Here is a 13,039-nt window from a genome sequence, read left to right as displayed (position 1 = left end):
TCGATGGCCATCGATGGCCGTCGGCCGGCTCGGCGACCACCCTGCGCGCACAACCGCGAAGCAGATGTCCAGACCACGGTTGCCCGGGTGTAACCCAACTCACACGAGTAGACCAATTGTCGCCGTACCTTGCGTGATCGCACCCGGCGAACGCGCGCCGATCGTCCCCGTCCGGTCGATAGACACGGCGAGGTCTTGCTCCTCGAGGCGGCACTTCGTTACTGTCCCGCAGTCCCCATTACGGTCAGATCACGGACACGTGCGGTGGTCCGCCTCCCCGAGAGGCCGGTGCCGCCGCCAAGGGCGATCACCCCCGAGGTCGTCCACCGGGTTCCCCCGCCCGGCGTTCGCGAACTGGCTCCCCCGAGTAACGGAAGAGGCCCCTGCCTTGGCTCGACACCGCTCTCATAGCGGCCAAGCCACCTCGCCTGCGCTTGAAGACGCGCTGGACGGAATGGAGGACGATTCGTTCGTCCGCACGCGTGGCGCCCACCGGCTGCCCGCGCCGTCCTCCGCGCTGCGTGGTCGGGTGATGGTCGCGGCCGTCGCCGCCGGCGCGTTCGCCGCTGCCGCGGCCGGTCAGACCCTCCAAAACACCTCCTCCAACGAAGCTCAGTCAGGTTCCGTGGACACCAGCACGGATGTGACGCCGCTGGCGAACTCCCATGACGCGAGTGCGGCCATGGGAATGGGAGGCGACGCCCCGGTCGCCACTCCCCAGCTGCTCCAGGTGCAGGACACGACGGACAAGGCTGCCGCCACGACCGAGGCGCAGAAGCTGAACCGGAGCGCCGAGGTCACCGACAAGCGCCTTGCCGCCGAGGCCGAGGCCCGCCGGCTGGCCGCGATCGAGGCCGCCCGCCCCAAGGTGGTCAAGCCCACCGAGGGTGTGTTCACCTCGGGCTTCGGCGCCCGGTGGGGAACGACCCACTACGGCATCGACCTCGCGAACTCCATCGGCACCCCGATCGTCTCCGCGGTCGACGGCACGGTCATCGAGGCAGGCCCGGCCAGCGGCTTCGGCCAGTGGGTGAAGGTGCAGCGCGACGACGGCATCGTCACCGTCTACGGCCACATCTCCAGCTACTCGGTCCACGAGGGCCAGCGGGTCAAGGCCGGCGACCAGATCGCACTGATGGGCAACGAGGGCCAGTCGACCGGTCCGCACCTGCACTTCGAGGTCTGGACCTCCGACGACGGGGAGAAGATCGACCCGTCGACCTGGCTCGCCGAGAACGGCATCCACGTCGGCTGACCGCCGCCCCTCGGAGTCGGCACACTCTGCCACCGCGCCTGATGGGATGCCGATTCCCGGTTCAGCACGCGCTGCGCCGCTCGACCGGCGATTCGTTCGGCAGCCGGCGCAGAAAGTAGCCGACGGCGACCTGCCAGACGGTGCACAATCGGTGGTCTCGACCGGGCCCGCACACGCGGCACGCGCCGTCACCGGTGCGCTCGTGCATCCGCAGGAGCAGTTGCCACGCGGCGACCAGCCGTTCGACTTCCGGAACCTGCCGACCGCAGCGGGTCGACGCCCGCACGGGTAATCCACCGAGCGCCTCGACGACACCCGCACGGACGGAAAGGAACCACCCTTCTGGCCCGGTCGCGCCACGCCGCGCCCGATGACGGACCCGATGCCGCGGACGGCCGCGGCCACGCAGCCTCGGCCACGCGGGCGCGCCGCTCCCACGCGCGCACGAACGCGACCGAACACTCCTCGCCGGCGTCTCACCACTCTTCGCGCGATCCACACCTGTCATCCCCCATCGCCGAACTGCTGCGAACTTCTGTTCGACACAGAGATTATCGCGAGGGGGCGACAGAATCAGGAGTCACCTCGCAGTGTCACCCGAACAGACGATCGAATGACGCCGACCAAGAGGTCCACCGCAGCACACCGACGGAGCGACCGCCGCAACACAAAACGACCGCAACACAACCGACCGCGGTGCAGGACGACCACAGCGCAGGACGACGCCGTGCGGGACGACGCAGCGCGAGACGACCTCGACACCGCCGGCCGTTCTCCCGGCGTCGGCCGGATTCCGGATCGGCGACCCGGAATCGTGCCTACAGCTTCACCATCGGCACGCTGCCGATCAGCATCAACCGCACCGTGCCTGCCGTGCCGAAATCGATCGTCGCGGTCGCGCGCGGACCGGATCCGTCGGTCGACACGACCGTGCCGAGCCCGTACTTGTCGTGGTTCACGCGATCACCGGCGTCGAGCTTGAGCGCGACCGTGTCCTTCCAGTCTCCCCGCGTACCCGTGAACCCGGTGGTTCGCATACCACCGGATGCGATCCGCGACTGCGCCGAGTCCGAACCGGTTCCCGGCCTGCCACCCCACGTCGTCGCCGCCCGCGGTGAACCGCCGCCACCCGACGCGGGGGCCTCACGGCGCCAGTCGAGCAGTTCGACGGGAATCTCGTCGAGGAACCGCGACGCGGGGTTTGCCGCGGGCTGACCCCACTGGGTCCGCACGAGCGCCCGCGAGACGTACAGCCGCTCGCGTGCCCGCGTGATCGCAACGTAGGCGAGTCGCCGTTCCTCGGCCAGTTCCTTCGGCTCACCGAGCGCGCGCAGATGCGGGAAGACGCCGTCCTCCCAGCCGGTGCCGAACACGACCGGATACTCGAGCCCCTTCGCGGTGTGCACCGTCATCAGCGTGACCACACCCGAGTCCTCGGCCTCGGCCTCGGTGTCGTCCTCGGCGTCACCGCCGTCCGACTCGGGGATCGAATCCGCGTCGGCCACCAGCGAGACGCGTTCGAGGAATGCGGGCAGCGACCCCGGTTCGGGGACTCCCGCGTCCGGCTCGTCGTCGGCGGCCTCCGGCGCGAGCGCGGCCGCCTCTGCGGCCGACTCCGTGAACTCACGCGCGACCGTGACGAGCTCGTCGAGGTTCTCCAGCCGCGACGCGTCCTGCGGATCATCGGAGGCGTCGAGCTCCGCCCGGTATCCCGTGCGGTCCAGCACCGCCTCCAGGATGTCGGCGACCTCGACCCCGGAATCGACCAGCTTGTACAGCCCGTCCAGCAGCTCGACGAACGCCGTGATCGCCTTCCGTGACCGCGGGTTGAGCATCGGGACCCGGTCGGCGACCGCGTCCCGCAGCGCCGACACGAACGAGATCCGTTCCCGCTCTGCGTGCGTGGCCACGCACGCCTCGGCCCGGTCACCGATGCCGCGCTTGGGCACGTTCAGGATCCGCCGCAGACTGACGGTGTCGTCCGGATTCGCGAGCACCCGCAGGTACGCCAGCGCGTCGCGGACCTCCTTGCGCTCGTAGAACCGGACGCCGCCGACCACTCGGTACGGCAACCCGAGGCGGATGAAGATCTCCTCGAACACCCGCGACTGGTTGTTGGTGCGGTAGAACACCGCGACGTCGGAGTACTTCGCGACGCCCTGGTCGACCAGGTCGTCGATCTCCCCTGCGACGAACGCCGCCTCGTCGTGCTCGTTGTCCGCGACGTAGCCGACGACCCGCTCGCCGTCGCCCTCCGACGTCCACAGGCGCTTGTCCCTGCGGTTCGGGTTCCGCGAGATGACGGAGTTGGCCGCCGACAGGATCGTCTGCGTGGACCGGTAGTTCTGTTCGAGCAGGATCGTGCGGGCGTTCGGGAAGTCCCGTTCGAACTCCTCGATGTTGCGGATCGTCGCGCCGCGGAAGGCGTAGATCGACTGGTCGGCGTCACCGACGACACACAGCTCCGCGGGTTCGACCCCGGACTCGGTCGGCTCCGTGCCCACGAGCTCGCGCACCAGCGTGTACTGCGCGTGGTTGGTGTCCTGGTACTCGTCGACCAGCACGTGCCGGAACCGGCGGCGGTAGTACTCGGCGACGTCGGGGAACACCTGGAACAGTTCGACCGTGCGCATGATCAGGTCGTCGAAGTCCATCGCGTTGGCCTGCGACAGCCTGCGCTGGTACTCGACGTACACCTCGGCTGCCCTGCGCTCGAAGTCGTTCGTCGCGTGCGAACCCGCCGACTCGGAGTCGATCAGTTCGTTCTTCAGGTTCGAGATGTGGGCGGCCAGCGCGCGCGGCTGATACCGCTTCGAGTCGAGGTCCAGGTCACGTGCCACGAGCGTGAGCAGCCTGCGCGCGTCGTCGGCGTCGTAGATGGAGAAGTTCGACGACATCTCGAGGGTCTTCGCCTCGCGTCGCAGCACCCGCACGCACATCGAGTGGAACGTCGACACCCACATCGCCCCGGAGCGGCGGCCGACGAGTTCACCGACCCGCTCGCGCATCTCGGCAGCGGCCTTGTTGGTGAACGTGATCGCCATGATCTGACCGGGGTGCGCATCGCGCGCGGCCAGCAGGTAGGCGATCCTGCGGGTGAGCACCCTGGTCTTGCCGGAACCGGCACCGGCGACCACCAGCAACGGCGCGCCCGCATGCTCGACGGCAGCGCGCTGCGCCGGGTTCAGGTCATCCAGCAGATCGGCGTGCTTGCCCTGGTCCGGGGGAAGATCGAAGAGGGTGCTCATTGTGACTTCACGCTACCTCGCACCCCTGACACGGCCGGAATGTGCCATACTCACGCCGTGGTCGACGCGACGTGCCGATTTTTCTACGGGATCCGGACTCCGGCTCCCGTGATCGCGTGCTGACCCAGCCATCACCTCAAGCCCCGGAGTCCTCGGACCCGGGGCTTTCGTCGGCTCGGGGTCCGGGTCCGGGGCCACGCCGACACGACCGGAGGGTCACATGAACGCCCAGACTCACCACGATTCGCAGGCCGCCGACGCCCAGCCCGCCGATTCGCCTACGGGCGACGCGCCCGCCGGCAGCGAGTCGATCGACGACCTGCGCCAGGAGATCGACTGGCTCGACGCCGAGATCCTGCGCCTGATCAAACGCCGCGCCGAGGTCTCCCGGACGATCGGCGCGGCGCGGATGGCCGCGGGCGGCCCGCGCATCGTCTACAACCGTGAGATGGACGTGCTCGCCCGCTACCGCGAGCTCGGCCCCGAGGGCAGGCAGCTCGCGCTCGCCCTGCTGAACCTCGGCCGCGGCAGGCTGGGGCACTGACGACCCGGGTGCGGGTCGGGGTGCGCGGCCGGAGCTACGGCGACGGCCCTTGCCATTGCGTGTCCGGTGCTCCGCAGGCGGCGGCCTGTGACCGGTCACGACGTCCGGCCCCGTCCTACCCGCGGTAGAGGTGTCCCCCGTTCCGCCCACCGGCAGGTCACCTCATTCGGGCACACTGCTCATTCGGGCACACTGCTCATTCGGGCACACTGGACACATGGAAACGATCATCCACCTGATCGCCGTCGTGGCTGCTCTCGCCAGCGTCCTCGCGGCACTCGGCCACACGGGGTATCTGGCACTGCTCAACAGCGCGGCGACCAAGCGGGCGGGCGGCGGCCCGATCGCCGACTACGTGCGCAGCCGCTGGCCCGTCGCCGGCGGCACGACGGCCGCGTCCCTGCTGGCGCTGCTGCTCACCGCGGGAGGCTCGTTCCTCGACGTCGTGGCGATCCTGCTCGCCGCGGGCAGTGGGGCCGTCGCGACGAAGGCGTTGCAGTCCACCCGGAGCAAGTACCGCTCCGACAACTGACGGAGTCGCTTACACAGCGAAACCAGGGTGCGCCCGGTGGAGTGATATCGGTGCACTAACGGTTCCAAGCTCTACGAACGGCGGCAGAAGCTCCTACCCTGGTACGAGTGAGGGTTTCGAGGGGCACCGTGCGCGCTGCAAGTTGCGGCGCACGTGCATACGGCCGTGCAATTGCGCGTGCCCCACGCCCTGCCGATCCCGCCGCGGCCGGCCGCACTCCGCGCAGCCGCCGGGCCGTGCGCAGCGAGAACCGCAGCACGAACGCCCCTGACGGCGCCCCGTCCACCCCCGGCTGCCGCACGACCGTTCCCGGCACTGCTCCGTTCGGACGAAACGGGGCATCCCCGGCGTCAGAAGGCACGCGGGAAGGGGTCCGCACCACATGACCGCCGGCTCGCGCGACGCCTTCGACTTCTTCGACCCGACCCGGACCACGACGGATCACACCCCGGGCGCGGCCCGCTCACGCGGTCGTCATGCCCGGGACGACGACCCCGCCCCGCCCGGCGACGACCGGGCCGCGGGGTCGCTGTCGGGCACCCTGCCGTCGATTCCGGCGCAGGGCACCGGCTCCGCCCCGCCGGCCGAGACGACAGCGCCGATCACGGCCGTACCGGCCCCGCAGGCCGGCTCGTCCGCGCAGGGTCGGCACGCCGCCCGACAAGCACCCGTCCGCCGGCAGCGTGTCGCGCTGTCGGAGACCCCGGCACCGGCCTCCCCCGCCGCGGCCCCTCCCGAGACACCCGCGCGGACCACTCCCGCACCCGAGTCCGGCGGTGCCGCCGTGGGCGAGTCGGACGACGGCGCGATCGTGCGCCCCGTCGACGGGCTGGGCACGTTCGACCTGGGGTCGGTACCGGCATCGGTCACCCCGCCGTCGACATGGCGGAAGGCGGCGTGGTTCGCGAGCCTGTCGTCGGGCGCGGTCGTCGTGGCGCTGCTCGTGGCCGGCACGCTGCTGGTCGGCCCCGACGAACAGTCCGCGGCGGTCGACGGCTGGCCCGACCGCAACGGCGCCGTCGCACCCCTGCTGCCCGACGAAGGCGGTGACCGCGGCGACCGCGGCGGCAGGCACGAACAGGCACCTCCCGGCACGTCGTCCACCTCCTCCGCGACCTCGTCGACCTCGGGGAACCCGTCCGCCACCCGCGGCGGCACCGGGCCGGCGGCTCCGGTGCGTGACGGCAGGCCCCAGCACGGGAGCCCGCAGCCCACGGGGTCCGCTCCGCCGGGGACGAACCCGCCGAGCGGAACGCCGTCCGGATCCCCGCCGCCGTCGACATCGCTGTCGAAACCACCGCCCACGCCTGCGCCCACGTCGACGTCCAACCGGGTGTACTTCGGCCGGGCACACGACACGGACGCCATGGCCCAGCGGTCACAGGCGTTCTTCGACCAGGTGACCGAGGACCCGCAGGCAGCGCACGAACTGACCAGCGGTGAGCTGCGCAAGCAAGGCTCCGAGGGGCTCGCGCGCAAGTACGCCGACGTCGCGTACTTCGAGGTCGAGCACATCGCGATCGACCAGTACGAGGGCGTCACGGACAACACCCTGCGGGTGACGTACACGGACGGCAGCACGGTCGAGCAGACCCGTCGGCTGACGTTCGACGACGCCGAGAAGATTTCCTCCGACGGGGCCTGATCGCGGGAATTCCCACGTCAGAGTCGCATTTCCTGCACATTCCGTCGCACATCCCGATGCACGTGCATGCGTTGAGCGGTCGCAAATTGCTCTAACCGAGTGATCACGATGACCGCTCGTCGTACGGCCTCAACCCTCCACCGACACGGCCTGGTGATCGACGACGACAGCGGGTTACCTGGTCGGCAGGGGTCCGCACGAACCGAACCACGAGACGGAGCAGACAGGGCCGAACAGTGCACGAGCGCCGACACGCGAGTGAGGACTGCGTCGCAGTCGAGGACGTCATCGACCGGGAGATCCTGGACGACGACCTCGTCGACGACGCCTACCTGCGCGAGGCCCTCGCCGAGCCCGGCCGGTACCTGCCCCCGCCCAGCGTGCAGGCCGGCCGAGAACCCGAACCGGCGATGGCCGACCCCGAACCGGAACACCCCGTCGCGCGCCGCGCGAAACTCATCGCACTCGTCGTTGCGGCGCTGATGGTCGTCGCATCCATCATCGCCGCCGCGGTCGTCACCGGTGAGGATGACGACACCGCCGCAGGCCCGACTGCATCACTACCCAGAGCAGCGGCGACCGAGCCGGTATCATTCGTCTCGGTGGCACAACCTTTCTAACGCCCGCACGTCCTTCTGGGCGGAGCGAACTACCGTGCGCGCCAGTGCCGCCTTCGTGTGCACAGCGTGAGCGGCCTAACCTGTGCTGAGTGGTCGAGACGATCCGGCGGTGACGTCTGCGGCCACACCCAGCCAGCTCGGTCGGATCGGTGTGCCTACGCTCCACCACCGGAGACACCAGCCCCGAAGGAGGTCGCGTGAGCGACGAAGGTCGCCTGATCGCGGGCCGCTACCGTGTCTTGAGCCGGATCGGTTCCGGCGCCATGGGCGCCGTGTGGATGGCGCAGGACGAGCTGCTGCACCGCACGGTCGCCATCAAGCAGCTCCTGCTCCAGTCCGGACTCGAAGAGAACGAGATCGACGACGCGCGCGCCCGCACGATGCGCGAGGCGCGGATCGCGGCGCGACTCCACCACCCGAACGCCATCAGCGTCTTCGACGTCGTCACCGACGACAGCGGCCAGCCGTGCCTGGTGATGGAGTACCTCGAGTCGACGAGCCTCGCCCAGGAACTCCAGGGCGGCCGGACCCTCGCGCCGATCGACGTCGCGCAGATCGGCGCCCAGGTGTCCGCGGCGCTGAAGGCCGCGCATGCCGTCGGCATCGTCCACCGCGACATCAAGCCGGGCAACATCCTGCTCGCGCCGAACGGCATGGTGAAGCTCACCGATTTCGGCATCTCGCGCGCGAAGGACGACGTGACGGTCACCAAGACCGGCATGATCGCCGGCACCCCCGCCTACCTGGCCCCCGAGGTGGCCATCGGCGGTGACCCCGGTCCCGAATCGGACGTCTTCTCGCTCGGGTCGACGCTGTACGCCGCGACCGAGGGGCAGCCGCCGTTCGGCCTGTCCGAGAACACGCTGAGCCTGCTGCACGCCGTCGCGGCGGGGCAGATCAACCCACCGCGCCAGTCCGGCCCGCTGACCAGCGTGCTCGCCGTCATGCTGCATCCCGAGACGGAGCACCGGCCCACCGCCGAGGAGTGCGAGGAGCTGCTCGACGCCGTCTCCCGTGGTGAGACCCCGCTCGGCGGGCCCTCCGACGAGGCGGGCGAGGACGACCGGACGTCGATGCTCGGCACCGCGGGTGCCGCCGCTGCCGGTGGCGCGGTCGGCGCGGCACTGGGTGCCGGTGCCGCGGGCGCCGCCGAGGAACCGCCCGCGGGGCACTCCGGCACGCTCGGCTCCGATGCGGGCGGCTACTACGACGACGGTTACGACGACTACGCCGCGGCAGGCGGCTACGCCGACCACGGTTATCCCGACCGCGACTACGACGACCCGGCCTACGCCGCCACCGCCTACAGCGACTACGACCACGGCGGTTACGGCGACCAGGACGACCGCACCCGCGTCGCGGGCGCAGCGGGCGCGGGCTACGGCGCCTACCCGGACGACCCGTACGACGACCCCTACGACCGTGACGGCACGCGGGTGGCGGCGGCCGCCGGTGGCGGTGCCGCCGCGACGGGCGAGGACGACGAGAAGCCCAAGTGGAAGGTGCCCGCCCTGGTGGGAGGCCTCGTCGTGATCGGCCTGGCAGCGTTCGCGGTTTGGCTGTTCAGCGGCCCGAAGGGCGGCGATGATCCGCAGCCCGCGGGCAACCCCGCACCGGCCAGCACGACGACGTCGCAGACCACCAGCTCGCCGGAGCCCACGACGAGCTCGCCGGAGCCGACGACGGAGGAGCCGACGTACGTCGAGCCCGAACCGACCTACGAGGAACCGGAGCCGACGTACGAGGAGCCGACGTCCAGCTACGTCGAGCCCGAACCGACGACGGAACCGTCGCCGGAGCCGCCGCCCTCCACGGAGGAACCGGAGCCGACGACGTCGGAACCGTCGGGCCCCGCCGGTACCAGCCCCCCGTCTCCCGTTCCCTGACCCCGGCCCGAGGCACTGTGTGAACTACACGGAAGGCACCGTCGTCGGCAAGCGGTACCGGCTCGACCAGCCGATCGGACGCGGTCGGGCCGGCATCGTGTGGCTGGCGTTCGACACGATGCTGCACCGGACGGTCGCAGCGAAACGGCTCTACGTCGACCCGACGCTGACCGGCGAGGCCGCCGACCAGGCGCACCGCACGGCGCTGCACGAGGCTCGGCAGGCCACGCGGGTCGTCCACGCGGGAGCCATCGCCGCGTACGACGCCGTGCGCTACGAGGACGACGTGTGGGCGATCCTGGAGTACGTGCCGTGCCGCAACATGGCCGACTTCCTCGCCGAACACGGGGAGCTGACCCCGCAGCAGGCGGCGTACCTCGGTCACCGGCTGGGTGCGGCGCTGGCGACGGCTCACGCGGTCGGCGTGACCCACGGGGCCGTCGAACCGGGGAACGTGCTGCTGTGCGACGACGGCGGGGTCAAGCTCACCGACATCGGGCTGTCCCAGCCGCCCGCCGATCCGGCGTACCGCGCGCCCGAACTCGCCAGGGGTGTCGAACCGTCACCCGCCTCGGACGGCTTCTCGCTGGGCGCGATGCTGTTCGCCGCGGTCGAGGGGGTACCGCCGTTCGGTGAGGACGGCACCGGGACCCCGGTCGTGCCGCGCCGCTGCGGCGCGCTGACCGGGGCGCTGTTGAAGATGCTGCGCGACGACCCCGAGTTGCGGCCCACGATGCAGGACACCGTGCAGGCGCTGCGTTCGGTCACGAAGGGCCGCGAGCAGGGCCTCGTGCCGCCGACGGCTCCGGCGATGCCGACGGTGCCGGTGCTGCCGCAGGTCGTCAGCACGCCGGCTCCCCCTCCGCCGCCCGCGCCCGCGAGTGCGGTGCCGATGCGCACCTGGCTACTCGCCGGAGCGGCCGTCGTGATGGTGGTGATCGTCGTCGTGGTGCTCGCACTCTGACCGAATCCTCGGGCTCAGTCCCAGTTGGTGAACTCGGCGTCGTACGGAGAGGCGCGAGGCGGGGGTTCCTCGCCGGCTTCGGTGAACCGCTGCAACGCCTCGACCAGCCCCTCCCGGTGTTCGGCGGGGATGCGCTGCACGATGGCCGCGATCTCACGCCTGCGGTAGGCGGTCACGCGATCGACCAGGTCACGGCCCGCGGTCGTGAGCCCGACGGTGATCTCGCGGCGTGAGGTGGGATTGCTGTTGCGTTCGACCCAGCCGGCCGTGACCAGCCGATCGACCGTGCGCGTCGCCGTGGACGGGTTCACGCCGAGCAGCCCGGCCAGCGCGACCAGTTTCAGCGGCCCGCGGGATCCGAGGGCGACGAGCAACCGGAACTGCGGCAACGTGATCGCGCCGGCGACGGAGGCCACCGACTTCGCGGAGATCCCGACGAGCAGCCGGGATGCGGTCAGCACGGCCTCCGTGATCGCGTCGACTTCGTCACCGTGGGGCGGGGCGGGCTCACTCATATAGCCATTCTCACATTGACGTGCACACGGCAAGCTTTGCACGATGCAACGGATGGCGGGTGGTGTGGAGTTACGTCGACGGGCCGTTCCGGTTTCGGCGCGCGGATCCCTCGGCGCCTGGATACGGGACCGCAACGCGGGCCTGATGGTGCTGGCACTGGTGATCGGGGTCGGAGCCGGACTGGGAGCGGTCGCGTTCCGGTGGCTGATCACGACGGCGACCCACGTGCTGTCCGGGCACGAGGACTACGCGGCCGCACCCGGCTCCGGACACCCGTGGCTGCCCGGCTGGGGCTCGTGGTTCCTGCTGTTGGCCCCGGTCGTGGCCGGCCTGGTCTACGGGCCGTTGGTGTACCGGTTCGCCCGGGAGGCGAGGGGACACGGCGTCCCGGAAGTGATGTACTCGGTGGCCGAGCGCGGTGGCCACATCAAGCCCCAGGTCAGTCTGGTGAAGGCACTCGCGTCGGCGCTGTGCATCGGCGGTGGGGGCTCGGTCGGCCGCGAGGGGCCGATCGTGCAGATCGGCGCCGCCCTGGGTTCCACACTCGGCCGGGTCGCCAAGCTCCCGGAACGCCGACTTCGGGTGCTCGTGGCGTGCGGCGCAGCCGGCGGGATCGCGGCCACGTTCAACGCGCCGCTGGCCGGACCGTTCTTCGCCATGGAACTGATCCTGCAGAGCTTCACCATCGAATCGTTCGGCGCGGTGGTACTGGCCAGCGTCGCGGCCAGCGTGACGGGCCGAGCGATCATGGGCAACGAGGCGTTCCTGTCGTTGCCGGTGTTCCAGGTGCGCAATCCCGTCGAGTTCGCGCTCTTCGCCGTGCTCGGGTTGGTCATCGGGGCCGTGGGCGTTCTGTTCGCCAAGGTCCTCTACCGCGTCGAGGACGTCTGTGACCGCATCTGGCGGGGGCCGGAGTGGCTGCGCCCGGCCGCGGGCGGGGTGCTCCTCGGTGGCCTGCTGATGCTGTTGCCGCAGCTGTACGGCGTGGGCTACCCGGTGCTCGGCGACGCCATCGACGGCGACTACGCGATCGGATTCCTGCTCGTGCTGCTGGCGGGCAAGATGGTGGCCACCAGCCTGACCATCGGCATCGGCGGTTCCGGTGGGGTGTTCGCGCCGTCGCTGTTCATCGGTGCGATGGGTGGTACCGCCTTCGGACTGGTGGTGCACGCACTCCTACCAGGCGTGACGGCCTCGCCCGGCGTCTACGGGTTGATCGGGATGGGTGCGGCGTTCGCCGGCTCGGCACGGGCCCCGATCACCGGGGTGATCACCCTGTTCGAGATCACCGGCGAGTACTCGATCATCCTGCCGATGATGTCGACCGTGGTCGTGGCGACCCTGGTCAGCCGGGCCCTCAGCCGCGACACGATCTACACGGCGAAGCTGCGGCGCCGAGGTATCGACCTGGATGCGCGGCACCGGCGGGGCAGACTCCCCGACCGCACGGTCGGCTCGGTGATGGAGCAGGTACCGGACAGCCTGCCCGCTACCACGGCACCGCGCGACGCGAGCGAGCTGCTGGCTCGGTCGGGGCACGGGGTGCTGCCCGTCGTCGACGGCGCGGGGACGTATCTCGGGTGTGTGACGGCCAGAGCCGTGGCCGAGGTGCTCGGCGACCCCGACGCGGTGGAGACGGTGGGCGATCTGGCCGAGGTCCCGGCGGCGATCACCAGCACGACCAACCTCGTCGACGCTCTGGATCCACTGGCCGACGCCGAGGGCACCGGCTTGCCGGTCTTCGGCGAGGACGGCAGGGAACTCGTCGGATGGGTCACGCACCAGGCCCTGCTGGATGCCATGCGCGCTCCCGCCGCCCGCTGAGACCG

At 70.7% G+C, this 13,039-nt stretch carries 10 protein-coding genes; 8 read left to right on the top strand and 2 right to left on the bottom strand.

Annotation, left to right across the window (positions count from 1 at the left end):
- Positions 1–532: 532 nt before the first annotated feature.
- Positions 533–1,255, top strand: a complete 723-nt coding sequence (locus LY12_RS19655) for a M23 family metallopeptidase (RefSeq protein WP_253858927.1) — start codon at positions 533–535, stop codon at positions 1,253–1,255.
- Positions 1,256–2,073: 818 nt separating this feature from the next.
- Here the strand turns inward: LY12_RS19655 and pcrA are convergent.
- On the bottom strand, positions 2,074–4,503 hold the full coding sequence (pcrA, locus tag LY12_RS19650) for a DNA helicase PcrA (RefSeq protein WP_253858787.1): 2,430 nt from the start codon (positions 4,501–4,503) through the stop codon (positions 2,074–2,076).
- A gap of 220 nt (positions 4,504–4,723) precedes the next feature.
- Here pcrA and LY12_RS19645 point away from each other — a divergent pair, with 220 nt between their 5' ends.
- From LY12_RS19645 to LY12_RS19620, 6 genes are all read left to right on the top strand, one after another.
- On the top strand, positions 4,724–5,047 hold the full coding sequence (locus LY12_RS19645) for a chorismate mutase (protein ID WP_253858786.1): 324 nt from the start codon (positions 4,724–4,726) through the stop codon (positions 5,045–5,047).
- Positions 5,048–5,264: 217 nt separating this feature from the next.
- Positions 5,265–5,579, top strand: coding sequence for a hypothetical protein (locus LY12_RS19640; RefSeq protein ID WP_253858785.1), 315 nt, complete (start codon positions 5,265–5,267; stop codon positions 5,577–5,579).
- Between the two features lie 382 nt (positions 5,580–5,961).
- Complete coding sequence (locus LY12_RS19635; RefSeq protein ID WP_253858784.1) at positions 5,962–7,224, top strand: hypothetical protein; 1,263 nt, start codon at positions 5,962–5,964, stop codon at positions 7,222–7,224.
- 236 nt (positions 7,225–7,460) lie between these two features.
- A complete protein-coding gene (locus LY12_RS19630) occupies positions 7,461–7,844 on the top strand; it encodes a hypothetical protein (protein ID WP_253858783.1) in 384 nt (127 codons plus the stop codon).
- Positions 7,845–8,041: 197 nt separating this feature from the next.
- A complete protein-coding gene (locus LY12_RS19625) occupies positions 8,042–9,730 on the top strand; it encodes a serine/threonine-protein kinase (RefSeq protein ID WP_253858782.1) in 1,689 nt (562 codons plus the stop codon).
- 19 nt (positions 9,731–9,749) lie between these two features.
- Positions 9,750–10,694: a serine/threonine-protein kinase gene (locus tag LY12_RS19620; RefSeq protein ID WP_253858781.1), complete on the top strand. Its 945-nt coding sequence runs from the start codon at positions 9,750–9,752 to the stop codon at positions 10,692–10,694.
- 14 nt (positions 10,695–10,708) lie between these two features.
- Here the strand turns inward: LY12_RS19620 and LY12_RS19615 are convergent, their stop codons facing one another.
- Positions 10,709–11,209, bottom strand: a complete 501-nt coding sequence (locus LY12_RS19615; protein WP_253858780.1) for a MarR family winged helix-turn-helix transcriptional regulator — start codon at positions 11,207–11,209, stop codon at positions 10,709–10,711.
- A 52-nt stretch (positions 11,210–11,261) separates the two neighbouring features.
- Here LY12_RS19615 and LY12_RS19610 point away from each other — a divergent pair, with 52 nt between their 5' ends.
- Positions 11,262–13,034, top strand: a complete 1,773-nt coding sequence (locus LY12_RS19610) for a chloride channel protein (protein ID WP_253858779.1) — start codon at positions 11,262–11,264, stop codon at positions 13,032–13,034.
- Positions 13,035–13,039 lie beyond the last annotated feature (5 nt).

The organism is Prauserella alba, assembly GCF_024171735.1.
Lineage (GTDB): Bacteria > Actinomycetota > Actinomycetes > Mycobacteriales > Pseudonocardiaceae > Prauserella > Prauserella alba.
Note: the sequence above shows the minus strand (reverse complement) of the source record. Positions and strands in the feature narration are given on the sequence as shown.